This is a genomic window from Nocardioides mangrovi (genome assembly GCF_020073815.1).
In the GTDB taxonomy this organism is placed as follows: domain Bacteria; phylum Actinomycetota; class Actinomycetes; order Propionibacteriales; family Nocardioidaceae; genus Nocardioides; species Nocardioides mangrovi.
Genome location: NZ_JAIQZJ010000004.1, coordinates 180,286 through 202,966 on the forward strand (window position 1 = coordinate 180,286; position 22,681 = coordinate 202,966).

Annotated in this window: 22 protein-coding genes and 3 tRNA genes; 10 read left to right on the forward strand and 15 right to left on the reverse strand. The window is 72.1% G+C overall.

Annotation, left to right across the window (positions count from 1 at the left end):
* Positions 1 to 29: 29 nt before the first annotated feature.
* The 4 genes from K8U61_RS09700 to K8U61_RS09715 form a co-directional block, all read right to left on the reverse strand.
* Positions 30 to 1,229 carry an acyl-CoA dehydrogenase family protein gene (locus K8U61_RS09700; RefSeq protein ID WP_224122807.1) on the reverse strand — a complete coding sequence of 400 codons (1,200 nt, stop codon included), beginning with the start codon at positions 1,227 to 1,229 and terminating at the stop codon, positions 30 to 32.
* Positions 1,226 to 3,103, reverse strand: a complete 1,878-nt coding sequence (locus K8U61_RS09705; RefSeq protein WP_224122808.1) for an AMP-binding protein — start codon at positions 3,101 to 3,103, stop codon at positions 1,226 to 1,228. Before K8U61_RS09705 ends, K8U61_RS09700 begins: the two co-directional genes overlap by 4 nt.
* A complete protein-coding gene (locus tag K8U61_RS09710; protein ID WP_224122809.1) occupies positions 3,096 to 3,869 on the reverse strand; it encodes an SDR family NAD(P)-dependent oxidoreductase in 774 nt (257 codons plus the stop codon). Before K8U61_RS09710 ends, K8U61_RS09705 begins: the two co-directional genes overlap by 8 nt.
* Before the next feature lie 192 nt (positions 3,870 to 4,061).
* A complete protein-coding gene (locus K8U61_RS09715) occupies positions 4,062 to 4,925 on the reverse strand; it encodes a PaaX family transcriptional regulator (protein WP_224122810.1) in 864 nt (287 codons plus the stop codon).
* Between the two features lie 85 nt (positions 4,926 to 5,010).
* On the opposite strand from K8U61_RS09715, the gene K8U61_RS09720 reads away from it, so the two are divergent.
* Genes K8U61_RS09720 through K8U61_RS09730 form a run of 3 tightly spaced genes read left to right on the forward strand, consistent with a single transcriptional unit; the run spans position 5,011 to position 8,450 of the window.
* A complete protein-coding gene (locus tag K8U61_RS09720) occupies positions 5,011 to 6,174 on the forward strand; it encodes a 2-hydroxyacyl-CoA dehydratase subunit D (RefSeq protein ID WP_224122811.1) in 1,164 nt (387 codons plus the stop codon).
* 21 nt (positions 6,175 to 6,195) lie between these two features.
* Positions 6,196 to 7,539 (forward strand): 2-hydroxyacyl-CoA dehydratase subunit D, encoded by a 1,344-nt coding sequence (locus K8U61_RS09725; RefSeq protein ID WP_224122812.1) that lies wholly within the window; start codon positions 6,196 to 6,198, stop codon positions 7,537 to 7,539.
* Positions 7,536 to 8,450, forward strand: a complete 915-nt coding sequence (locus K8U61_RS09730) for an acyl-CoA dehydratase activase (RefSeq protein WP_224122813.1) — start codon at positions 7,536 to 7,538, stop codon at positions 8,448 to 8,450. Before K8U61_RS09725 ends, K8U61_RS09730 begins: the two co-directional genes overlap by 4 nt.
* A gap of 77 nt (positions 8,451 to 8,527) precedes the next feature.
* On the opposite strand, the gene K8U61_RS09735 is transcribed toward K8U61_RS09730, so the two are convergent.
* Positions 8,528 to 8,601, reverse strand: a tRNA-Phe gene (locus K8U61_RS09735).
* 203 nt (positions 8,602 to 8,804) lie between these two features.
* Here K8U61_RS09735 and K8U61_RS09740 point away from each other — a divergent pair.
* Both K8U61_RS09740 and K8U61_RS09745 read left to right on the forward strand, forming a co-directional pair.
* Positions 8,805 to 8,880, forward strand: a tRNA-Glu gene (locus tag K8U61_RS09740).
* A 78-nt stretch (positions 8,881 to 8,958) separates the two neighbouring features.
* Positions 8,959 to 10,248 (forward strand): amidohydrolase family protein, encoded by a 1,290-nt coding sequence (locus K8U61_RS09745; RefSeq protein WP_224122814.1) that lies wholly within the window; start codon positions 8,959 to 8,961, stop codon positions 10,246 to 10,248.
* Between the two features lie 14 nt (positions 10,249 to 10,262).
* Here the strand turns inward: K8U61_RS09745 and K8U61_RS09750 are convergent, their stop codons facing one another.
* The 7 genes from K8U61_RS09750 to K8U61_RS09780 all read right to left on the reverse strand — a co-directional run bounded on the left by K8U61_RS09750 (position 10,263) and on the right by K8U61_RS09780 (position 16,902).
* Positions 10,263 to 11,003, reverse strand: coding sequence for an SDR family NAD(P)-dependent oxidoreductase (locus K8U61_RS09750; protein ID WP_224122815.1), 741 nt, complete (start codon positions 11,001 to 11,003; stop codon positions 10,263 to 10,265).
* On the reverse strand, positions 11,000 to 11,800 hold the full coding sequence (locus K8U61_RS09755) for a creatininase family protein (protein WP_224122816.1): 801 nt from the start codon (positions 11,798 to 11,800) through the stop codon (positions 11,000 to 11,002). Before K8U61_RS09755 ends, K8U61_RS09750 begins: the two co-directional genes overlap by 4 nt.
* A gap of 90 nt (positions 11,801 to 11,890) precedes the next feature.
* Positions 11,891 to 13,048: an ABC transporter substrate-binding protein gene (locus K8U61_RS09760; protein ID WP_224122817.1), complete on the reverse strand. Its 1,158-nt coding sequence runs from the start codon at positions 13,046 to 13,048 to the stop codon at positions 11,891 to 11,893.
* A 50-nt stretch (positions 13,049 to 13,098) separates the two neighbouring features.
* Positions 13,099 to 13,989 (reverse strand): ABC transporter permease, encoded by an 891-nt coding sequence (locus K8U61_RS09765; RefSeq protein WP_224122818.1) that lies wholly within the window; start codon positions 13,987 to 13,989, stop codon positions 13,099 to 13,101.
* A complete protein-coding gene (locus K8U61_RS09770; protein WP_224122819.1) occupies positions 13,989 to 14,768 on the reverse strand; it encodes an ABC transporter ATP-binding protein in 780 nt (259 codons plus the stop codon). The genes K8U61_RS09765 and K8U61_RS09770 overlap by 1 nt, the downstream gene beginning before the upstream one ends.
* Before the next feature lie 137 nt (positions 14,769 to 14,905).
* Positions 14,906 to 16,294, reverse strand: coding sequence for an amidohydrolase family protein (locus K8U61_RS09775; RefSeq protein WP_224122820.1), 1,389 nt, complete (start codon positions 16,292 to 16,294; stop codon positions 14,906 to 14,908).
* Positions 16,291 to 16,902 (reverse strand): helix-turn-helix domain-containing protein, encoded by a 612-nt coding sequence (locus K8U61_RS09780; RefSeq protein ID WP_224122821.1) that lies wholly within the window; start codon positions 16,900 to 16,902, stop codon positions 16,291 to 16,293. Before K8U61_RS09780 ends, K8U61_RS09775 begins: the two co-directional genes overlap by 4 nt.
* Positions 16,903 to 17,045: 143 nt before the next feature.
* Here K8U61_RS09780 and K8U61_RS09785 point away from each other — a divergent pair, with 143 nt between their 5' ends.
* From K8U61_RS09785 to K8U61_RS09805, 5 genes are all read left to right on the forward strand, one after another.
* Positions 17,046 to 18,317 carry an amidohydrolase family protein gene (locus K8U61_RS09785; RefSeq protein WP_224122822.1) on the forward strand — a complete coding sequence of 424 codons (1,272 nt, stop codon included), beginning with the start codon at positions 17,046 to 17,048 and terminating at the stop codon, positions 18,315 to 18,317.
* The gene (locus K8U61_RS09790) at positions 18,314 to 19,699 is read left to right on the forward strand and encodes an FAD-binding oxidoreductase (protein ID WP_224122823.1); all 1,386 of its coding nucleotides are present in this window, start codon (positions 18,314 to 18,316) and stop codon (positions 19,697 to 19,699) included. Before K8U61_RS09785 ends, K8U61_RS09790 begins: the two co-directional genes overlap by 4 nt.
* Entirely contained in the window at positions 19,696 to 20,274 is a 579-nt protein-coding gene (locus K8U61_RS09795; protein WP_224122824.1) for a pyridoxine/pyridoxamine 5'-phosphate oxidase, read from the forward strand. The genes K8U61_RS09790 and K8U61_RS09795 overlap by 4 nt, the downstream gene beginning before the upstream one ends.
* Before the next feature lie 83 nt (positions 20,275 to 20,357).
* Positions 20,358 to 20,434, forward strand: a tRNA-Asp gene (locus K8U61_RS09800).
* Between the two features lie 78 nt (positions 20,435 to 20,512).
* A complete protein-coding gene (locus K8U61_RS09805; protein ID WP_224122825.1) occupies positions 20,513 to 20,866 on the forward strand; it encodes a metallopeptidase family protein in 354 nt (117 codons plus the stop codon).
* Here K8U61_RS09805 and K8U61_RS09810 read toward each other — a convergent pair.
* The 3 genes from K8U61_RS09810 to K8U61_RS09820 are packed head-to-tail and all read right to left on the reverse strand — an operon-like array spanning position 20,857 to position 22,483.
* Positions 20,857 to 21,186 (reverse strand): fluoride efflux transporter FluC, encoded by a 330-nt coding sequence (locus tag K8U61_RS09810; RefSeq protein ID WP_224122826.1) that lies wholly within the window; start codon positions 21,184 to 21,186, stop codon positions 20,857 to 20,859. The genes K8U61_RS09805 and K8U61_RS09810 overlap by 10 nt on opposite strands.
* Complete coding sequence (gene crcB / locus K8U61_RS09815) at positions 21,183 to 21,605, reverse strand: fluoride efflux transporter CrcB (protein WP_224122827.1); 423 nt, start codon at positions 21,603 to 21,605, stop codon at positions 21,183 to 21,185. The genes K8U61_RS09810 and crcB overlap by 4 nt, the downstream gene beginning before the upstream one ends.
* Positions 21,602 to 22,483 (reverse strand): ATP-binding protein, encoded by an 882-nt coding sequence (locus K8U61_RS09820; protein ID WP_224122828.1) that lies wholly within the window; start codon positions 22,481 to 22,483, stop codon positions 21,602 to 21,604. Before K8U61_RS09820 ends, crcB begins: the two co-directional genes overlap by 4 nt.
* Positions 22,484 to 22,681 lie beyond the last annotated feature (198 nt).

Sequence of the window (22,681 nt, forward strand, 5' to 3'; positions counted from 1 at the left end):
GGATCGGGGCGGGACGGCGGGGGAGCCGGTCAGCGCCTCTCGTGCGCGGCGTAGGCGTCCTTGGCGACGAGCATCTTCTGCAGCTCGTTCGCGCCCTCCCAGATCTGGGTGACCTTGGCGTCACGCATCAGCCGCTCGACGGTGTAGTCGCGCATGTAGCCGTTGCCCCCGTGGAGCTGGACCGCGGTCGTCGTCACGGACATGGCGGTGTCGGAGCAGAAGAGCTTCGCCATCGACACCGCCGCTCGGGACGCGCTGGTGTTCTCCACCGCGAGGTCGCAGGCGTGGTGCAGCAGCGCCCGACCCGCCGCGACCGCGGTCGCCATGTCGGCGACCATGGCCCGCACCAGCTGGAACCGTGAGAGCGACTGCCCGAACTGCTCGCGCTGCGCGGTGTAGGCCAACGCCTCGTCCAAGGCCGCCTGGGCGATGCCCAGCGCCTGCGCCGCGACCAGCGGTCGGGTGTAGGTCAGCGTGTCCATCATGTACTGGTAGCCACGCGCCGGGTCGCCGACCACGTGGCCGTCCGGCACGAAGACGTCGTCGAGGTGGACGTCAGCGGTGGGGAAGCCGTGGAAGCCCATCTTCTCCTCGGGCTTGCCGAAGCCCAGCCCCTCGTCGCCGGCGTGAACGAGGAAGACGCCGTACGAGCTGTCGGCGCCGCTGCGCGCCAGGACGGCGTACCACGTGGAGTGGCCGGCGTTGGAGATGAACCGCTTCTGGCCGTTGAGCAGCCAGCCGCCGTCGACGCGCTCCGCACGGGTGCGGAGCGAGGCGAGGTCCGTGCCGCCCGTGGGTTCGGTCAGGCAGAAGCTCGCCAGCTCGTCGCCCCGCGCGACACCCGGCACGACCGTCGCGGCGAGCGCCGGATCGGCGTGGACCGCGACGGGGGTGAGGGCCGCCCAGGGGGTGAGCAGGATGCTCGCCGAGCTCGCGCAACCGCGGGCCACCTCCTCCACCGCGATGACCTGGGTGTGCAGGTCGGCACCGGATCCGCCGAGCTCCTCGGGGAACGCCAGGCCGGCGAGCTCCATCTCGCGGAACGCCGCCCGGGAGTGCTCGGGCACCGTGCCGGTGCGGTCGGTCTCGGCGGCGTGCGGCCTGATCCGGTCGTCGACCATCCTGCGGACGCTCGCGCGGAACTCCTCGAGCTCGGTCCGAGCCGTGACCGCGTGACCTCCGTGAGAGGCGTCCTGCGCAGGGCTGGCCTGCGTCGCCGCGATGGTCATGAGACCGCCTCGACCACGTGGACCCGGCTGTCGAACTCGTAGCCCGACAGAGCCGCCCTCATGTCCTCGACCGCGCGCTGGTCGCGGACCGCCACGACGGCGCAGAGCCGAGCGCCGGCGTGGTCCAGCGCCACCTCGGCGGTCGGGTCGATCTGGTGCGCGAGGCCGGCGACCACCCGGGTCACGACGTCGATGCGCAGGGCGGGCTTGGACACCTTGCCCACCGGCGTCAGCGGCATCTCGTCGACCACGATGACCTCGACCGGGGCCGCCGCCCGCTCGTGCACGTGCTCGCGGCAGAACGCCAGCAGGGACTGCGGGTCCGGCGCGGTGCCGAGCACCGGCTCGACGTAGACGACGGGCAGCTCTCCCTTCGCCGGGTCGGGCCTCCCGACCGCGGCCGCGATCTGGACCTCCGGGTGGGCGACCAGCGCCTCCTCGATCTCCTTGGGGTCGATGTTGTGGCCGCCACGGATGATCAGGTCCTTGGCCCGCCCGAACACCCAGACGAAGCCGTCCTCGTCGACCGAGCCGAGGTCGCCGGTGTTGCCCCACCGCCAGTGCGGAGGCAGGTCGCTCGGCACGCCCTCGGGGAAGTAGCCGCCGTCGAGTGCGGGGTCGAGATAGCCCGACATGACGGTCGGCGTGGCGGTGAGCAGGGCACCCCGCTCGCCGGGCGCGCAGTCGCGGAGCCAACGCCCGTCGGCGTCGAGCTCGACCGCCTTGACGCGCACGAAGGGCAGGGTCCGCCCCACCGAGCCGACCCGTGGCTGAGAGCCGTCGTTGAAGTGACCGGTCGTGGTGCCGTGCAGCTCGGTCATGCCCCAGTTCTCGCGCAGCCAGATCCCGAAGCGCTCGTGGAACCGCAGCACGAGGTCCATGGGCACGGTGCTGCCGCCGACGTGGAAGTCGCGGACGACGCAGCCCTCGGAGCTGCCCGAGCCGTGCAGCAGGGCGAGCGCCGTGGTCGGCGTCGCCAGCAACGAGGTCACCCGGTAGTGACGAGCGATGTCCCAGAAGGCTGCGACGGCCTCACGGGACCGGAAGCCGACCTCGGTCAGGGTGAGCAGCGTCCCGCCGAAGACGAGGGTGCGCAGGCCGAGCGAGATCGTGCCACCGCAGTGGAAGTTCGGCATGCCGTGGGCGGTCACGCCGTCGGTCTCGTTGCCCATCAGGGCCGCGACGTTCCAGGCGACCCGCAGCTGCCCGGCCTGGGACATCCGGACCAGCTTGGGGGTGCCGGTGGTGCCGCCGGTCGGCATGATCAGGGCATCGCGCCACGGGTCCTCGTCGGGGGCGAAGTCGAGCCCGCCGCCGTACGCCGCGGCCCGCGTCCGCAGGTCGGCACGGGGGTCGTCGTCGTCGACGTAGAGCACTTCGACGAGGGTCGGCACGTCGGCGAGCAGGGCCGCGGCACCGCCCTTGGCGTCGAGCGTCTCGCGGGTCGTGACGAGCACGGTCGCGCCGACCTGGCGAAGGATGGCGACCACCGGCGCGAGGTCGAGGAAGGGGTTGAGCGGCACGACCGTGCCCGCGGTCTGGCCGCCCCACAGGGCCGTGAGCCCCTCGGGGACCATCGGCAGCATCAGGCCGACGGCCGACGGCCTGCCGCCGGCGATCGCGTGGAAGAGGTTGGCGCTCGACTCGATGTCCGCGATCAGGTCGGCGAAGCTCACCGAGCGGGCCGGCGTGAGGAGGTCGGGGGGCTCGATCAGCACGATGGCCGGCTTGTCCGGCTGCTCGCGAGCGACCTCGCGCAGGCATCCGAGCACGGTGTCGGCCGGCAGCAGCCCCTCCTCGCCGTACGTCGTCTCGATCGCCACGACGTCGGCGACGCTGCGGAGGCGGCGGCGGACGAGGCGTCGGTCAGACAACGGAGATCCCCCCGTTGACGCTGAGCACCTGGCCGGTGACCCGGCGGGAGCGTGGCGACGTCAGGTACAGGGCGGCATGCGCGAGATCGCTGGGCTCCGTCAGTCCGAGGGACGCGGCGCGGGTGATCTTGTCGAAGATCTTCTTGCTGAACTCCTGCGACATCGCGCGGTCGTACGACGCGGTGTCGACGATCAGCGACGGCGTCAGCACGTTGACCCGGATCCCGTCGCGCTTGGCCTCGACGGCGAGGGTCTGGGAGAACGTGACGATGGCCGCCATCGCGGCGCCGATCCCGGTCTCGCCGGGCGTCGGCACCTTGGCGGCGTCGCTCGCGATCGTGACGATGGCGCCCGAGCCCTGCCGGCGCATGAACGGCAGCACGGCGCGGACGGTCAGCAGCGGCCCCAGTGCCTGCTGGGTGAGGATGTCGCGCAGCTGCTCGAGGGGGATCTCGTGCAGCAACGTCGGCTGGTACGGCGCGACCGTCGAGCAGACCAGCACGTCGATGCCGCCGAGGACCCGGTGCGCGGTGGCCGCCGCCTCGAGCGCGCCGTCCGGGTCGTTGAGATCCGCCGACACGAACTCGACACGTGCACTCGGAGCCTCCTCCAGCACCAGCTCGACCGCCCGCTTGCCGCGCTCCTCGTCACGTCCGATCAGCACCAGGTCGGTGCAGCCGGCGCGGACGTACTCGATCCCGGTCGCCAGCCCGACCCCGGACGTGCCTCCGGCGATCACCACACGCTGTCCGGCGAACTCGCTCATCGCCACTCCGTTCCTCATCCGAACGCTGAATCGTTCGATAGGTGAACTCTCAGACCATTTATCGGACGCAGGTGTGATCGGCGCCACGATCGTTGGTGCGGCCCATCGTGGCGTCACGTTTGACGTTTTGCAAGCCTCGGAGCGCAGATTTGTCTAAATCGAGGAGGCATCACGTCGGGCCGCGTGGAGCGATCAGGCCGGGCCTGACTCCCGGTTGATCTCCCAGAACCGCTCGTGGGCGGGCGTCGACCAGTGCCGGCGCAGGCGGCGGAAGAGCGCGGCCCCGTCCCGGCCGACCCAGTCGGGGAGCAGGGCGACGGGCAGCATCGGGTCGCGTCGCATGAACCGCTGCTGGAGGCTGAGGAGCGAGAGGTAGGACAGCAGCACGTCGTCGGGCTCGACGACCTCCTCGCGGCCCTCCTCCTGCTCGAGGAACGTGGAGTACGTCGCCCCCAGTGCGTCGAGGTCCCAGGAGCGCTCGAGCATCGTGGTCGCGTCGAGGCCGACGTCCCGCAGGTGGCCCACGAACGCGAAGCTCGTCTCCTGCAGCTCCAGCGCGGAGATCAGCCGTCGCAGCTCCTCGACCCGACCGGCGTGCGGGGTCAGCCACACCCCAGGTGTCGGGTTGCCCATGCCGAGCCAGGACAATCCCCCGTACAGGCGAGCGCGGGTGGTGCGCTGCTGCTGCGGCACCGTGACGTGCAGGACGAGCCAGCGCTCGTCCCACTCCTCGCCCCCGTCGAGGAAGAGGTGCGAGCGCCGGACGCCGCTCTCGACGAGCTCGCGACCGCGTTCGGCGAGCCGCCAGCGCACCGCGCGGCCGCGGCGCTCGCGCTCGACCCAGCCGACGGCCGCCGAGCGCGCCAGCAGCTGACGACAGGCGTGGTCCTCCACCCCCAACCCGGCGAACACCCGGAGCAGGGCGGCGGTCCAGACGCCCTCGTCAGTGTCCTTGAGCATCTCGCCCACCACGGTGATGAGCAGCGACCGGGCGCTCGCGGGCGGCAGCACGGGAACCCCGCCGCGATTGCCGGGATATCCGTCGGTGACAACCACGGGCCCCATTGTGGCGAAACCATCGATGTCATACACTTTTGAAGACTTGATAACGAAATTCGTCTAACTCCAATGGAGGCAGTGCATGGCGAGCTCAGCGCTCGAGGAACTCCGGGGAGCGGCCCGGGACCATCGGAGCTACATCGCGCGGTGGCGCGCTGAGCACCCCGGAGCCCTCGTGCTCGGGGTGATGCCGATGAACTACCCGCGGGAGCTCGCTCACGCCGCCGGCGTCCTGCCCGTCATCGTGCCCGACGACCTGGAGCCCGTGACCGAAGGACGGGGGCTGATCCCCGAGTTCTACTGCGGCTACACGCGCAACCTGGCCGACCAGGCCGCCACCGGCCGCCTCGGCCAGTACGACGCCATCCTGCTCGCCGACCACTGCATCCAGCTGCTCGGCGCGACCGACGTGGGCAGGGTCCTCGAGCCGCAGCGCGAGGTCTTCCTCGGGATGCTCGCCACGTCGTTGAGCGACTCGTGGGCCGACGCGAAGGTCAGGGAGACCCTCCAGCAGCATCGCCGGGAGATCGAGCGGATCACGGGGACGACGATCCAGGAGGAGGCCCTCCGCTCGTCCATCCGCGCCTTCAACGCCGACCGGGCGTTGCTGCGCGGGCTCCTCGACGCCCGCGCCGCCGGCAGCACGTCGTACTCCCCGGTCGAGCTCGTCGACCTGGTCGCCTCGGCCCAGGTGATGGATCCGCTCGACCACCTTCCCCTGCTGCGAGAGGTGATCGGCGAGCGCTCCGAGCAGGCCTCGGAACGTGACGACCGGGTCCGGGTCCACATCTCGGGGCACCTCTGCCACGCGCCCCGACGCGAGCTCCTCGAGGCGATCGAGGAGTCCGGGGCGACGGTCGTCGACGACGACATCTACACCGGCCGCCGGTACGCGCAGACCGACGTCGACGAGTCGCTGCCTCCGCTGGAGGCGCTCGGCCACTGGTACGCGCAGCGCAACGTCAACCTCCCCTGTCCGACCCGCGTCCAGCAGGAGGTCGACTGGGACGGCTGGCTGCTGGAGGCGATCGAGCGCAGCGGCGCCGAGGTCGTCGTCCACCTGATGCCGAAGTTCTGCGAGCCGCACATGCTCTATTACCCCGAGCTCCGCAAGGCGCTGGATGCCGCCGGCATCCCGCAGCTGCTGATCGAGACCGAGCACGAGGGCATCCCGCTCGAGTCCTTCCGCACCCGCATCGAGGCGCTCGTCGAGCGCGCGCTGCGCATGCGGCCCGCCTACGCCTGACATCTCACTCCTGGAGGAAGCATGACCATCACGACAGACGAGCCCCGCAAGGACCGCAGCCGCCGCCTCGACGTCACCCGCGCCGGCGGTCAGCTGATCACCGACTACTGGGAGGACCTGTTCACCGCACGCGAGCAGGGCAAGCAGATCGTCTGGTACAACGGCGGCGCCCTGAACCCGATCTTCCAGGCCGCCGGCCTGGCGTGGTGCCACGGCGAGGCGTTCTCGGCCCGGCTGGCCGCCCAGCAGCTGGAGGGCCCGGCCCAGCTCGCCGGGGCGGAGTACGGCTACCAGGCCGAGCTGTGCTCCTACTCGCGCACCCACCTCGGTTGCTCGGTGCTCACGATGGGCGCCGACGACGGCACCGAGAGCGGCATCGTCGGGATGCACGACCAGGAGGTGCTGGCCGCCAAGCTGCCCAAGCCGGACTTCTTCGTGAACAACTACGCCGGCTGCTCGACCGGCCAGCAGTGGGACGGCGTCTCGTTCCGGATCTTCGGCAAGCAGCTCCCGATCTTCAACGTCTCCCATCCCTACCTGTGGGGCAACAAGCCCGATGCGGGATACCTGGTGGGGGAGGAGTGGGAGGCCGCGTCGACGTACGTCGCCGAGCAGCTCCGTGAGCTGATCGCGTGGCTCGAGACCCAGACCGGTCGCCCCTTCGACTGGGACCTGCTCTCCGAGTCGATGCACTACATCAAGCGTGCCGCCGAGCTGCGGCGCGAAGGGCTCGAGCTGACCAAGGCTCGCCCGGCCCCGGCGACCTTCTGGGACTGGATCGCCAGCGTCGCGCCGATCAACTTCCTCCCGGGCGACCAGCAGCTGGTCGACTACTTCCAGGACGTGAGGGACGAGATCCAGGGCCGCATCGACCAGGGCATCTCCGCAGTCGAGGACGAGAAGTACCGCCTCTACTTCGACGGCATCATGAACTGGAACAAGCTCGGCTTCCTCTCGCGCAAGTTCGCCGAGCACGGCGCGGCCGTGCTGGCCGGGCGCTACATCCAGAACGCCTTCTGGCAGGAGCCCCAGCTCATCGATCCGGACGACCCGATCAAGGGCATGGCCCAGCACTACCTGCTCTGCCCGACCAACCACGGCGCGAAGACGATCGACTACCTGACGCTGCGCGACTGCGAGGCCTACGACATCGACGGGATCGTCTTCCACTCCACGCGGACCTGCCGCGCCTTCACCGGTCCGCAGCGCCTGCTGGCGAAGTCGGCCCAGGACAAGCTCGGGATCCCCTCGATCTTCTTCGAGGGCGACGTCGCCGATGCGTCCTTCTACAAGGAGGAGATCCTGGAGAGCCGCCTGGTCGCCATGCTCGAGTCCATCGACATGAAGCGCGCGCGGGCCTCGTGAGCCACTACCTCGGCGTGGACCTCGGGTCGACCACGGCGAAGGCCGTCGTGGTCGACGACGAGGGCGCGATTGTGTCCAGCGCGACCATCGCGATGGGGGCCGTCTCGCGCGCGGGCATGGAGGCCGCCGTCGCGCGTGCTCTCGAGCGCGCCGGCATCGAGCGGGACGCGCTCGCCGGCACCGTCTCGACCGGGTACGGCCGACGCCTGGTCCCCGGGGCCCAGAAGAGCTTCACCGAGATCACCTGTCACGCGCGGGGCACCGCGGCGATGGTGCCCGGCGTACGGCTGGTGATCGACATCGGCGGCCAGGACTCCAAGGCGATCACGGTCGACGCCGACGGGCTCGTGGACGAGTTCGCCATGAACGACCGCTGCGCGAGCGGCACCGGTCGGTTCTACGAGGTGCTGGCGCGCGCGATCGAGGTCGACCTGTCGGACCTGGGAGAGCTGGCGATGCGGGGCACGCAGGACCTCGAGGTCAGCAGCATGTGCGCCACCTTCGCCGAGACCGAGATCGTCTCCCTGCTGGCCCAGGACCTCCCGATCGCCGACATCGCGGCGTCCGTGCACCGGGCCATCGCGGCCCGCACCCTGGCCCTCGTGGCCCAGGTCGGGCGGCACACGCCCGTGGTCCTCACCGGAGGCGTGGCCAAGAACCCGGCCGCCGTCCACTTCCTGTCGCGGGCGCTCGGCGCCGAGGTCCAGGTGCCGAGCGAGCCGCAGATCACGGGCGCGTACGGCGCTGCCCTCATCGCGCGCGACGCCACCCGTCGCGGCCGTGCGCCCGTCGACGACGTGGCCGACGCCGACCACCTGTTCCCCCGGACCGACCACGGCGCCCACGGGCACTCGTGCGCCGGCTGCGACGGCACGTTGGTCGACCTGGGCCGCACCATCCCGGTTCGCTGACGAGCACCACGCGAAACGCCCCCGCCGGATCCGGCGGGGGCGTTCTGCGTTGCAGGTCAGAGCCCTGCGATGCTCGGTGGGCAGGGGCGGGGTCGAACCGCCGACCTATCACTTTTCAGGCGATCGCTCGTACCAACTGAGCTACCTGCCCGAGCGACGCACACCTTACAGGAGCGGTCCGGACGCTGCGAAAACGCCGCCGTACTGCGGACTTCTCAGGCGAGCCTGTCACTTCTCAGGCGTTGCAACGGCCGAGAAGTGCGGGATTCACCGGTGCACCGGTGAATCCCGCAGCGGCGGCCCGTCCCATCCGCGCGGCCCCGTATGATTCCGCTCGTGCTCGAGCGAGCACGGGCCCCCATCGTCTAGCGGCCCAGGACCCCGCCCTTTCACGGCGGTAGCGCCGGTTCGAATCCGGTTGGGGGTGCCAGGACCAGCACGTTGCGCGCGCGAGATCTGCCCGCAACGTGGGCGCGCTTCACTGTTCCCGGTCGGGAAGGGAGCGCGGATGACGCTGCTGGTGCGCGGCGCCGTTGCGGTCGTGCGCGGCGACGGTGTCGAGACTGCGGGCGACGTCGAGGTCGACGACGGACAGGACGTCGTCACGGTCCTCGACGCGACGGGCTGCGTCGTGACGCCCGGACTAGTCAACGCCCACCACCACCTGGCCCAGAGCGCCTTCCGGACGCTGCCGGGCACCCGCGGGGTGCCGATGGCGCAGTGGCTGCCGACGATGGCGGCGGCGTACGCCGAGGTCGGGCTCGACCCCGAGCTGATCGGCGCTGCGGCCGCGGTCGCGGTAGCCGAGGGACTGCTGTGCGGCGTGACGACGGTGGCCGACCACATGCTCAACTGGCCGTTCGACGCCTCGCTCGACCTCACGGTCGAGATGGCGGCGGCGGTGGTCGCGGCCGCCGCCCACCTCGGGTCGCGGCTCGTGTTCGTGCGCGGCAGCGCCCGCGACGACGCGGTGTGGGCGGCCGAGTCGGCCCGTGCGATCGCCGAGGAGCTGGTGCCGGTCGGCGGCGTCAGCGCCGACGGGATGCTGCAGGTGGCGGTCGGCCCGGCCGGGGCGCACAGCGACGCGCGCGAGACCTTCGACGCGATGGCCGAGGTGGCGCGCGACCGAGGGCTGCGTCGGCGCACCCAGGCCAACGAGCAGGTCGACGTCGCCATCGCGCTCGACCGCTACGGCCGCCGGCCGATCGAGCTGCTCGGCGACTGGGGCTGGCTCGCGCCCGACGTGACGCTGGCGCACCTCGTCGACCTGCTGCCCGACGAGGTCGCCGCTCTCGCGACCGCGGGCGTCACCGGCACCCACGCGCCCGGCTTCGACGTCCCGATGGGCTGGGGCGTCTCCCGCGTCGGCGACCTGCGGGCCGCCGGCATCGCCGTCGGACTCGGCACCAGCGGCGGCGGCCTCAACGACGCCGGTCACCTGCTGGCCGACGGCCGCCTGGCCCTGCAGGTCTCCGCGCTGACCGGCTCGCCCCTCTCCGCCAGGGACGTACTGGAGATGGCCACCCGGGGTTCGGCCACCGGGCTCGGCCGTCCCGACCTCGGGCACCTGGGCGAGGGGAGTGCCGGGGACCTGTGCGTGTGGGACGTGTCCGGCGTGGCGGACGCCGGCGTCGCCGACCCGGTCGCCGGCCTGCTGTGGGCCGCGCCCGGCCGCCGGCCCCGCGACGTCGTCGTCGGCGGGCGGGTCGTCGTCCGTGACCACGTCCTCCGGACGGCCGACGAGCGCGCCGTCGCCGCACGACTGAGCGCCCTCCTCGCCGTACGACGCTCCGGCTGACGAGCGCCGAGCGGTCAGTGCATCGCCATCCCGCCGGTGACGTTGAGCGCCTGGCCGGTCAGGTAGGCCCCCTCGGCCGACGCGAGGAAGAGCACGAGGCCGGCGACGTCGTCGGGCGTGCCCAGGCGGCCGAGCGGTGACAGCGACGACCAGCGACGGACGTCCTCCTCGGTGCGCGAGTCGGCGCCCATCTCGGTCGGCACGTAGCCCGGGCAGACCGCGTTGACGGTGATGCCGTGCGGGCCCCACTCCAGTGCGGCCACGCGGCTCAGCGCGACGACGGCGGCCTTGCTCGCGGCGTACGCCGCCTCGTGCGCGCCGCCCTGCTTGGCGGCCATGCTCGCGATGTTGACCACGCGGCCGCCGTCGCCGCGCGCGATCATGTGGGCGCCGGCCGCTCGGGTGACGAGGAACGTGCCGAGTGCGTTGACGTCGTTGACCCGCTGCCAGGCCTCCACACTCGTCGCCGTCAGCGGCGCGAGGTGGTGGATGCCGGCGCAGTGCACGACCACGGACAGGCCGCCGACCGTGGCGGCCGCATCGTCGAAGGCCGCGGCCACCGACGACTCGTCGCCCACGTCGGCGACGACGGCGCACGCGAGATGGTCGGTGGCGTGGGGCACGACGCGGTCGAGGCACACGACCCTGGCGCCCTCGGCCGCGAAGCGCTCGCCGATCCGTCGGCCGATGCCCGAGGCAGCGCCCGTGACCAGCACCCCGGTCCCCGTGAACCGGCCGTCCGTCGCGGTCGTCACGACAGCCGGGTGCGGGGCGGGAGCTCGAACCGGTCGATCTCGCCCAGAGCGGCGACCGCCTCGTCCGTGCTGTGCTCGAAGATCCGCTTGCCCGCATCGGCGGACGCGGTGGTCGCGTCGCCGACGATCCCCAGCGGACCGAAGTCGTCGCTGAGCCAGCCGAACGCGACGGGCTTGCCGTTGAAGCCGAGCTGCTCCCACGCGCCCAGGCCCGCCGGCACGTTGCGGACGAGCCGATCGGTGCGGACCAGGTCGGGGCGCAGGTGCAGCACGATCGAGGTCTCGGCCCAGCCGCCGTGGATGCCGATGCCCTCCTCGTCGGCCGCGCCGAGCTCGGGGCCCTCGTCGGGCACGCGCATCGCCGGCATCGCGAAGGTCATCAGCCCGAAGTGCCGCCGGATCTCTCGCAGCGCGACGCCGAGCATCGCGACGTTCCCCCCGTGCCCGTTGAGGAAGACGAGCTTGCGGGCCGGCGTCGCGGCCACCGATCGCCCGAGGTCGACGAGGGTGTCGAGCAGCGTCTCGGCCCGCAGCCACAGGGTGCCCGACGCCCAGTGGTGCTCGTCGGACTTGCCGACCGAGATGGTCGGCAGCTGCCAGACGTCGAGGCCTGCGGCCACGGCGGCGGACACCGCGGCCGTGGCGACGGACTCGGCGGTGAGCGCGTCGGTCACCAGCGGGAGGTGCGGACCGTGGTGCTCGATCGCCCCGATCGGTACGACGAGGATCGAGTCGTCGCCGAGCACCTCCAGGGTCTGCGGTCCGGTGAGCTCGGCCAGCTTGCGGGTGTCGCCCACGTGCCCTCTTCTCCTGCTTCCTCGCTGCTTCGTCTGGCGGGTGCTGCCCGGCCGCCGGGACCCGTGGGCCCCGGCGGCCGGGCGCGATCCCTAGGAGAGCCCGATCGAGGGGTCGATGAACTCGTTGGTGTAGAGGTCGGAGGCCTGGAGACCGTCCTTCACCGGCGACTTCAGCTTCTGGTAGATCGGCAGCGCCGTCTCCAGGAAGGTGCTCATCCGGTCGTCGTCGAAGTCACCGAGGGTGTCGTTCGTCCCGTTGCCGACGAGCTTGTCGGAGATCATCGTGTCGACCGAGTAGTCCGCCACGCCCTGGCTGTAGGTCCAGCCGGTGTTGTACTCCTGCACCAGCTTCAGGATCAGCGCGTTGGCCTTGCTCGGGTCGGCGAAGAAGTCGACCTCCGCCTGCTGGAGCACCGGGGTCAGTGCCTTGAGGCAGGGGGAGAGCTTGTCGAAGTCGGCCGTGCGCACGGCCATCTCGGACTGGTAGGGGTCCCATCCGGTCTCGGAGATCAGCGCGTACTTGACCGGCTTGCCCCAGCTCGGCACCTCGTTCTCGTAGATGTAGGGCTCGGCCGAGGCGAAGCCCTGCTGCACGTCCTTGCCGCCGGCGGCGACGAAGTTCGCGGGCGTGCCGTCGTAGCTGGAGTCCTGGCTGCTCTTCGACACGTAGCCGGCGTCGAGCAGGTAGTCCTGGTACGCCGAGCCGGCGAAGTAGCGCCACACGCCGCCGGACTCGTCCAGGGCCGCCTTCAGGTCGTCCACGCCCTCGACGTCCGGGTAGTACTCCGGGTCCCACATCACCATGATCGGGCTCTGGTCGAGCGGGGCGAAGAAGGCCTTGGTCGGCTGCTTGGCCGAGTTGGCGATCTGGTCGTCGGTGGTGATGTAGCCCATCGTGATCGAGTCGTCGGTGTACATCTGCTGGCCGACGCCGGTGTAGCCGATCGCCGGGCCGCCCGCACGGATCTCGAGGTTGACGCCGGTCGACTTGCCCTGGGAGTAGAGCGTGCCGGTCACCGACTTCTTGTTGGCGTCGATGACGGCGTCGTCGCCGAGCATCTCGTAGAGGTGGCCGTGCTCGGACTCGGGGTTCCAGTCGGTCTGCACGACGATGGTGGAGGGACAGCCGGCCGCGGCGAGGTCCACCCCGCTGGCGTCGGCGGACTCCGCGGCGGTGGGCGTGTCGTCGGAGGAGCCGCAGGCGGCCAGAGCGGTGACGAGGGTCAGGGCGCCCGCGAGGGCGGCCACACGCCGTGAGGATCTGCGCATCGAGGGTGTCTCTCTTTCCGTTGGGTTGTTCACTTCACCGGTTCGTACCAACGGCCGACGGCGAGCTTGGAGAGCAGGCCGAACAGCGCGAAGACGAGGACCCCGAGAAGCGCCGCCACGAAGATCGCCGCGAACAGCTCGGCGTAGAGGGTCTGGCGCGCGTAGATCATCAGCAGCGAACCCAGACCCGGGGTGCCGCGCTGGAAGAAGAAGTCGCCGACGATGGCACCGACCACGGCCAGCCCGGCCGAGGTGCGCAGCCCGACGAAGATCGCCGGGAGGGCGGCGGGGAACATCAGCTTGGCCAGCACCGTGCCGCGCCGGGCCCGCTGGAGCGCGAAGAGCTCGTGCAGCGGCCGGTCCACGGACTGCAGCCCGAAGAGCGTGTTGGAGACCATCGGGAAGAGCGCGATCATCACGCAGACGACCACGCGGGCCTTGAACTCGTAGCCGAACCAGACGCCGATGAGCGGGACGATGGCCAGGATCGGGATGGTCTGGAGGATGACGGCGTAGGGGTACGTCGAGCGCTGCACCCAGGTGGCCATCGACATCGCGACCGCCCAGGCGATGCCGATCACCGCGGCGATGGCCAGCCCGACGATCACGACCTTCGAGGTCTGCCAGAGGCTCTCGAGGATCTGGCTGCGGATGGTGCTGTCCAGGTAGCCCTGCGAGATCACCTCGTCGAGGGTGGGCAGCAGGAACTTCTTGTTCTCGGCCAGGCTCGCGTTGACGGCGTACCAGGCCGCGACGATGAGGCCGAAGACGATCAGGGGCGGGCCGGCGATCGTCACCCAGCCCAGGATGCGTCGACCAGCGCGCGGTCGCGGCGGCGCGACGTACGCCGGGGTGCTCGCGGCGGTGGGCTCGACCGTCTCCTCGACGGTCTGCTCGACGGTGCCTTCGGTGGTGGACATCAGCGGTGCCCCTCTCGCAGTGCGTGCGACACCTCGCCGACCAGCGCCGCGAACTCCGGGGTGTAGCGGATGTCGGGATCGCGCGGCATCGGCAGCGGTACGTCGATCGTCCTGACGATGTGACCGGGTCGGCCGGACATCACGACGACCTTGGTGGAGAGGTAGACGGCCTCGGAGACCGAGTGGGTGATGAACATGCCGGCGAAGCCCTGCTCGACGAAGAGCCGGATCAGCTCGTCGTTGAGCCGCTCACGGGTGATCTCGTCCAGCGCCCCGAACGGCTCGTCGAAGAGGAAGAGCTCCGGGTCGAGGGTGAGCGAGCGCGCCAGCGAGGTGCGCATCCGCATGCCGCCCGAGAGCTGCTTGGGCATGTGCTTCTCGAAGCCCTCGAGGCCGACGAGCTCGATCGCGGCCTGGGCCTTCTGGCGGCGACCCGCCCGCGACATGCCGTTGAGCTCGGCGAGCAGCTCGACGTTGCGGCGTACGTCGCGCCAGGCGAGCAGCGTGGCGTCCTGGAAGACGTAGCCGATCCGGTCGGTGTTGACGGTGACGGTCCCGTCGCTCGCGGTCTCGAGGCCGGACGCGATCCGCAGCAGCGTCGACTTGCCGCAGCCGGAGGGGCCGACGACGGTCACGAACTCGCCGCGCCGCACCGTGATGTCGACGCCCGAGAGCGCGACCGTGCCGTTGGGGAAGCGCATCGCGACGTCGCGGAAGTCGATCAGGGTTCCCGGTGGGGTGGTGCTGGTGGTGGCGTCACGGGTCGCGGCGACGGGCATGCGGGCTCGCTCTCGGGCCGGGGAGACGAAACGGCGATGTTGATCTGCTCAACATTCACGGACGCTACGAGACGAACGTTTCGCCGGCATGACGCAGTCGTAACCAGCGACCGCTCCCGATCAGCGCGTGCGGAGGGTCAGGCCGGCCAGCCGTGCTCGCGCGCCAGCGCGCCGAGGACCTCGCGCACCTTGCGGCTGGCCTCCGCGGCGAGCGGGCTCGTCGAGACGCCCTCCCGCGACACGAGCCGCCCGCCGACGTAGACCCGCTTGAGGTTGCGCAGGCCGCAGGCGAGCACGTAGGAGCGGACGGGGTGCCACAGCGGACCGACGTCCGGCGCGGCCGGGTCGACCACGACGAAGTCGGCCAGCTTGCCCACCTCGAGGCTGCCGACCCGGTCGGCCACCCCGAGCAGCTCCGCCCCGCCGAGCGTGTGCAGGCGCAGCACGGTCTCCGGCATCATGTCGAGCGGCCGGCCGCTCTCGGCGCGCACCAGGAACATCCCCGCCCGCATGTTCTGCCACGGGTCGGACACGTCGGTGCAGGCCTGGTCGTCCAGGCCCATGCCCACGGTCATCCCGGCCGCGAGCATCTGCGGCACCTTGGCGGTCCCCGACGCGAGCCGCCCGTTGGACGAGGGCTGCCACGACATGCCGCTGCCGGACTCGGCCGCGGCGGCGATGATCTCGTCGGTGGTCTGGATGAAGTGCCCGAAGATCATCCGCGGCCCGAGTGCGCCGGAGTCGCGGTAGAGCGCGAACTTCGACCGCTGCACCTCGACCGCCTCCCGCGTCTCGAGGAAGTGCGCCTGGTTGAGGGCGCCGTGGCGACGCATCGCCTCGACCTCCAGCTCCGCCGCGTCCGGGCGGTTCGACCACTGCACGCCGCCGGTCACCGCGTTGCCCAGGGCCACGTCGGGGTCGAGCCCCGCGACGTAGTCACAGACCTGGGCGAACCGGCCGAGCACCTCGTCGCTCGTGCCGACCGCGTCGTCGAGCGACGTCGAGTTCACGAAGCGCAGCCCCGCGTCGGTCTTCGCGTCGACCTGGCGCAGCTGGTAGTCGGCGGGCCGCAGCCGTCCGACCACCTGCCGTACGCCGGCGACCATCGGCTCCCACGGGATCCGGGGGTCGGTGAAGTCGTAGGCCGTCGTGACGCCGTTGCCCAGGAAGTCGAGCGCGCCGTGCAGCGTCGTCCAGTAGATGTCCTCGGCACCGGCGTGGCGGAGCAGTCCGAGCATCGAGTCGCACCAGCCGTAGAGCGTCTCGGAGACCCCGAGCCCGCGGCTGGCGCTGGTGAAGAGGTGGCTGTGGGTCGACACGAAGCCCGGCGCCACGAACGCCCCGTCCACGTCGAGGACCTCCGCGGCCGAGACGTCGGCCGGCGGGTCGCCCGCGCCGAGGGCCGCGATCCGGCCGTCGGCGACCAGCAGCCAGCCCGACTCGACGTACCCGAGGTCGTCGGCGCCCGGCGCCATGGTGATGAGCCGGGCTCCCCGCACCAGCAGGTCGGCAGCGTCAGTGTTCATGAGCGGCGCAGGTGCTCCTTCACGACGACGAGCAGGTAGGGGCGACCGTCCGGGGACCGCCAGTGGTGGGCGACCTCCGACGGGCAGGCGAGGGAGTCGCCCGGCGCGAGCAGGGAGACCTCGCCGTCGAGTCGCACCTCGACGCGGCCGCTGACGACGTAGACCCACTCGTGCTCGACGTGCACGTAGGCCTGGCCGAAGTCGGTGTTGGACCCCGCGACCTCGAGCGTCTGGAAGGGCGCGGCCGCGTCGTAGAGGACGCGGGCGTGGGCGGCGCCGTACCCACCCGTCCGGCCGGCGGTGGCGCGCAGCACCCGCGGGTCGTCGTCACCCGGCGGGCTGGTGTCGGGCACGGCGAGCAGCTCGACCTGGCTGGTCCCCAGGGCGTGCGCGATGCGCTGGAGCGAGGACATGCTCGGGCGGGCCTGGCCCCGCTCGAGCTGGCTGAGGAAGGGGTGGGACAGCGAGCTGAGCTCGGCGAGTTGGACGAGCGTGAGCCCGCGCGCGTGGCGGGCGGCGCGGATGCGCTCGCCCAGGGCGCGGGCGTCGCGGGTGTCGGGGTCGTCGGTCGGGGGAGAGGTCGTCGGCTGGGTCGGCCTGGTCGGCACGGGGTTCCTCGGGGTTCCTCGGGTTCATCGGGCGGGCGCGATGCGTGACGGGCATGAAACGAACGATTCACGTCACCGAAACTGCGGCTCCGTACGTTCGCAGATGTTGAACACATCAACATCTTGCAGCGGAAGGACGGCCCGTGTCACTCCCCCGGGACCTGCAGGTGCTGCGCCACGCCACCCTGCCCGACGGCCGCGTCGTCGACGTCGTGATCGACGACGACACGGTCACCGACGTGGTCCCGGGCGGCGGCGCGGCGCCGGCGCCGGACGGCCCCGCGGCCGAGCTCGACCTGACCGGCTTCGTGCTGATGACCGCCCCGGCCGAGCCCCACGCCCACCTGGACAAGGCGCGCAGCTGGGACGCCATCCAGCCGCCGATGGGCGACCTGGTCCGGGCGATCGACTCGTGGGTCGCGCACAGCGCGACGATGACCACCGAGGAGATCGCCGCCCGCGCCCGGGAGCAGGCCCTGCGGATGCTGCGCCAGGGCACCACCGCCGTACGGACGCATGTCGACCTGCTCCGCGGCGACCAGCCGCTGCGCGGGGTCCGCGCCCTGGTCGAGGTCCGCGAGGAGCTGGCGGGACTGATGGACCTCCAGCTCGTGGCCCTCGGCCACGAGCTGGTCGACGACGACGCGTACGCCGAGGCGCTCGACCTCGGCGTCGACCTGGTCGGCGGGGCCCCGCACCTCGCGACCGACCCGTTCGACGAGCTCGCCCGCGCCGTGCGCCTGGCCGAGCAGCACGACGTCGGCATCGACCTCCACACCGACGAGTCGCTCGACGGACCGCTGACGATCGTGGCGTTCGCCCGGGCGGTCCGCGGCTGGACGCGCCCCGTCACCGCGGGGCACTGCGTCCGCCTCGGCACGCTCGACGCCGAGGAGCTGGAGCAGGTCGTGGCCGAGATCGCCGCGAGCCCGATGGGCATCGTGTCCCTGCCGATCACCAACCTCTACCTGCAGGGGTGGGAGCACCCGGTGGCCACGCCGCGGGGGCTGACGGCGCTCCGGGCGCTGCTCGACGCCGGCGTACCCGTGGCAGGCGGTGCCGACAACGTCCGGGACCCCTTCAACCCGGTCGGGCGCAGCGACGCGCTCGAGACCGCCTCGCTGCTCGTCTCGGCCGGCCACCTGACGCTCGACGAGGCCGTCACGGCCGTCACCGACGGCGCGCGCCGGGTCATGTCGCTGCCCCTCGCCGGGGCCGTGCCCGGGCGTCGGGCCGACCTCCTCGCGGTCCGCGGGGCGAACCTCGCCGAGGTCGTCGCCGACGCCGGTCCCGACCGGTACGTCGTCCACGCCGGACGCCTGGTCGCCCACAGCCACGCCGTCCACGCGCTCGCCCCGACCCGTCCCCCTGTCTCGCCCGTCTCGCCCGTCTCGTCCGCCAAGGAGCCCGCATGACCACCCCCGTCCTCGCCGCCGTCGCCCCCGACACGATGCACGCCCTCGCCGCCGAGCTGCGCGAGCTGATCGGGGCCGACGCGGTGAGCGACGACCCCGCCTCGCTCGACAAGGCATCGGTCGACGGCGCCGTGATGTCGCCGGTCGTGGTCGACCGGCTCCCGCTCGGCCGCGCGCAGCTGGTCGCGTCACCGGTCAGTGCCGAGGAGATCGCGCTCGTGGTGGGCGCCGCGGTGCGCCACGGCGTCCCGATCACGCCCCGCGGCAAGGGCACCGGCAACTACGGCCAGGCGATCCCGATGGCCGGAGGTCTGGTCCTCGACATGTCGAAGGCGCGCACCGTCGTGGAGGTCGGCGACGGCTTCCTGACCGCCGATGCGGGGGCGACGATGATCTCCCTGGAGAAGGCGGCCGCGAAGACCGGCCAGCAGCTGCTGATGTTCCCGTCCACGGTGTCCTCGTCCATCGGCGGCTTCGTCTCCGGCGGCTCCGGCGGCACCGGGTCGATCCGGCACGGCATGCTGCACACCGGCTACGTCAAGGCGCTCGACGTGGTGCACGCCGTCCCCGACGCCGCGCTCGTGCACCTGGAGGGGGAGGAGACCGAGGCCTACCTGCACAACTACGGGACGGCCGGGATCATCGCGCGGGTCACCCTCCACCTGGAGCCGCTCCAGGACTGGCAGGCCTTCTACGCCTCGTTCGAGGACTTCCACGACGCGTTCGCGCTCGTGCGGGCGCTCACGGCGCTGACCCCGACGCCGCGGCTGGTCTCCGCCGACCTGCCCGAGGTGGCCGCGGCGCTCCCGGCCGACGCCGCGCTGCCGGCCGGGCGGGCGAGCCTGCGGGCGATCCTCGACCCCGCCTCGGTGGCCGAGGCCGAGCGGCTCGTGGTGGCCGCCGGCGGCACGGTCGAGGCGGTGCGCAGCGGCCTCCAGCCAGCGATGAAGGTGTCGACCATCAGCTACAACCACCCCGTCGAGTGGCTGATGCGGACCACCGACCGCCGGTGGTTCCACGTCGAGGTCAGCGGCGACTCCCTCATCGACCGGGTCGACGAGCTGCACGAGGTCTACCCCGGCGCGATGCTGCACCTCGAGGGACAGGCGGGCCGGCCGATCGGGATGCTCGTCGCGCCGTACACCGGTGCCGAGGACGTGTGGGCCGGGTTCGAGCGCCTCACCGCCCTCGACGTCGGTTTCCACAACCCGCACCAGTGGTACGTCGACTACCTGCCCGACCGGGCCCGGGAGCTGGCCGTCACGACCGACCCCGGAGGGCTGCTCAACCCCGGCAAGCTCGTCACCCCGGACGTCGTGACCGGCGCGGGCTCGAAGATGGCCTCGCCGCCCGTCGAGCCGCAGCGCCGGGTCGCCCCGTGACCGAGGCGCCGGCGGACCCCTTCGAGCTCCTGACCGAGTGGCTGCCGGGCAACGACGACCCCGTCCGCCCGCTGATGACCCTGGCGACGACGTCCGTCGACGGCTGGCCCGCGGCTCGCACCGTGCTGCTCAGCGAGTACGACGGGTTGGGCTTCTGGTTCCACACCGACAGTCGCTCCGACAAGATCGCGGAGGTCGACCGGGTGCCCCGTGCGGCCCTGGTGATCCACCTCCCCGCGATCGCCCGGCAGGTCGTCGTCCAGGGGACCGTCGTCCCGGCGGACCCTGCGGAGGAGGTGCGCGCCTACAACCGCCGGTCGGCGTACCTGAAGGTGCTCGCCTGGCTCAATGACGCCGACCTCGCCGCCCGGCCGCTCCCCGAACGGCAGGAGCGGTGGGCGGCGTTCTGCGCCGAGCACCCGCCGGAGTCGCTGACGCCGTCCGCGACCTGGACCGGGCGGTGCGTGCGCCCCGAGCGGCTGGTGCTGTGGTGGGGTCGCGAGGACGCCGCGAGCCGTCGGGTGGTCTACACGCGGGCCGGCGAGGGCTGGTCGATCACCGTGCGTCCCGGCTGACCGACGCCGATTGGGACACCGGCGGGGACGTGGGTTAGAGTTCCCTCGCTTCACCGGTTGGAGCGACAGCACCACCGAAGCATGGCCCCGTAGCGCAGTTGGTTAGCGCGCCGCCCTGTCACGGCGGAGGCCGCGGGTTCGAGTCCCGTCGGGGTCGCCAGCAGACGCCCCCGGATCGCGAGATCCGGGGGCGCCGCTCATTTCCGGCCAGTTCCCAGCGATCCGCCAGACTGGCCCCATGCCGGTCGAGATGACGCCCGAGGAGTTCGACGCCCTCGTCGACCGCGCGCTCGACGCGATCCCCGACGAGATCGCCGCCCTGGTGCGCAACGTCGTCGTGCTGGTCGAGGCCGAGGCCCCGGCCGACGACCCCGACCTGCTCGGCCTCTACGACGGCATCGCGCTGACCGACCGCTGGGGCGACCCGTCGATGGAGCTGCCCGACCGGATCTTCGTCTTCCGCGACAACCTGCTCGACATGTGCGACTCGCGCGCGGAGGTCGAGGACGAGGTGCGGATCACGGTCGTCCACGAGATCGCCCACCACTTCGGCATCGACGACGAGCGCCTGCACGACCTCGGCTACGCCTGACCCACCGTCCAGCCGAGAGCGCACGCGCCGAGCGCGACGACGATCGTCGCGACGGCGTACGCCGCGCCGCGCCGCCGCCCGAGCCCGTGGGTCTGGACGGCGAAGGACGAGTAGGTCGTGAAGCCGCCGCAGAAGCCGGTGCCGAGCAGCGCCGCGGCGTGGTCGGAGAGCGCGAGCGCGGAGAAGAGACCGAGCAGGAACGAGCCCGCGACGTTGGCGACGAACGTCCCGCGGTGCCAGCGGCCGTCGAGCCGGGTGGCGAGCAGGAAGCGGCAGGGCGCCCCCACTGCGGCGCCCAGCGCGACCAGGAGCGGCGTCACTCGTCACCGCCCTCGGCCTCGAAGTCGCCGCGCTGGGCGAGCGTCGACCAGTGGTCGGCGATCGCGACCGCGACCAGGCAGGCGGCCAGCGTGCCGAGCAGGTAGAGGCCGGCGGTCGCGGTCCGCCCGTGGTCGAGCAGCGCGCGCGTCTGCTCGGAGTAGGCCGACAGCGTGGTGTAGCCGCCGAGCAGGCCCGGGCCGAGGCCCACGGCGAGCGTCCGGCTGCGGCGTACGGCGGTGAGGGCCGGCAGCAGCGCGAGCAGGAAGGAGCCGGTGACGTTGATCGCGAACGTCGCCCAGGGGAAGTCGTCGGGGTCGCTCGGGAAGAGGTCGGTCAGCCACCACCGCAGCAGGGCGCCGAGCGAGCCACCGATGGCGACCGCGAGCACGAGGCGCGGCAGGGGGGAGCGATCGCTCAAGAGACGCTGCTCTGCCGGCCGGCCACGGGCGCATCCTGCCACGCGAGCGCGGCCTCGCCGCCCTCCTGCCGGACGAACTCGCTGAGGAACCAGCGCTGGAAACGGCGCTGCTCGGGGGTCCGGGCGAGCGAGAGCAGCCGCTCCTCCCGGCAGAAGGCGTCGGCGAGGTCGAGCAGCTCGATGAAGCGCCCGATGGTCGCCGCGGTCGGCCGCGGCATCGCGACCTCGAGGTCGGCGGTCGCGCTGCCGGACGCGAGCGCGGTCTCGATCTGGTCGGCGCCGAGCCCCGCCCGCAGGTCGCTCTCCAGCGAGCCGAAGAGGTCGGAGAGGTCCTTGGCGAGGGGGTAGTCGGCCTCGTGGGCGAGCGCGAGGAGCCGCACCTCCCGACGGAGCTCGCGGTAGTGGCGCTGGAACTCGATGAAGGACCGCAGGGGTACGCCGTGCAGGTGGATGCGCATCTCGTCCTCGCCCGCCGCGGGGTCGGCGGCCGGCGCGCTCGTGCCGGTGACCACGCCGGGCACCATCTCGTCGCCGTAGTGGGCGGCCGGCGCGAACCAGACGGTCTTGCCGTCCTCCTCGATGTCGACCCCCCACGCGCTCGAGCAGCGGGCCACGATGCTGAGCCCGCGGCCGAAGGTGAGCAGCAGCTCGTCGTCGAGGGTCTCGCTGCCGGGCATCAGCGGCGGCTCGACCGAGCCGTCGCGGACCTCGACGCGCGGGTGCTCGCGGGTGCCGCGCACCCGCACCGAGAGGGGCGGTCCCGCGTGCAGGAGTGCGTTGGTGACCAGCTCGGAGGTGCCGAGCTCGGCGCACTCAACGAGCTCGTCGCGACCGATCTCACGGCAGGTGTCGACCACCCAGCGGCGTGCGTCCTGCACGCTGCGGGGACCCGAGCCCAAGGACAGGGCTGGCCGATTCAGCGGCACGGTTGGTCTCCGAAGGGGCTCGTCTGGTCATGGCAGTGCCATTGTCGGCTCGTGTACCCCTGCGATTTCGGGGTGAAACCTCGCTTTCAGACGGAGATCCACGCGGTCTGGACGGGTACCGACGAGGCGATCCGTCGCGCCGGGCTCCGA

Excerpts from the sequence above, each read along its gene's own strand:
- K8U61_RS09790 (WP_224122823.1), top strand. The coding sequence starts at position 18,314 with ATGACCACCCCCGTCCTCGCCGCCGTCGCCCCCGACACGATGCACGCC.
- K8U61_RS09745 (WP_224122814.1), top strand. The coding sequence starts at position 8,959 with ATGACGCTGCTGGTGCGCGGCGCCGTTGCGGTCGTGCGCGGCGACGGT.
- K8U61_RS09725 (WP_224122812.1), top strand. The coding sequence starts at position 6,196 with ATGACCATCACGACAGACGAGCCCCGCAAGGACCGCAGCCGCCGCCTC.
- K8U61_RS09700 (WP_224122807.1), bottom strand. The coding sequence starts at position 1,229 with ATGACCATCGCGGCGACGCAGGCCAGCCCTGCGCAGGACGCCTCTCAC.
- K8U61_RS09770 (WP_224122819.1), bottom strand. The coding sequence starts at position 14,768 with ATGCCCGTCGCCGCGACCCGTGACGCCACCACCAGCACCACCCCACCG.
- K8U61_RS09720 (WP_224122811.1), top strand. The coding sequence starts at position 5,011 with ATGGCGAGCTCAGCGCTCGAGGAACTCCGGGGAGCGGCCCGGGACCAT.
- K8U61_RS09765 (WP_224122818.1), bottom strand. The coding sequence starts at position 13,989 with ATGTCCACCACCGAAGGCACCGTCGAGCAGACCGTCGAGGAGACGGTC.
- K8U61_RS09805 (WP_224122825.1), top strand. The coding sequence starts at position 20,513 with ATGCCGGTCGAGATGACGCCCGAGGAGTTCGACGCCCTCGTCGACCGC.
- K8U61_RS09710 (WP_224122809.1), bottom strand. The coding sequence starts at position 3,869 with ATGAGCGAGTTCGCCGGACAGCGTGTGGTGATCGCCGGAGGCACGTCC.
- K8U61_RS09775 (WP_224122820.1), bottom strand. The coding sequence starts at position 16,294 with ATGAACACTGACGCTGCCGACCTGCTGGTGCGGGGAGCCCGGCTCATC.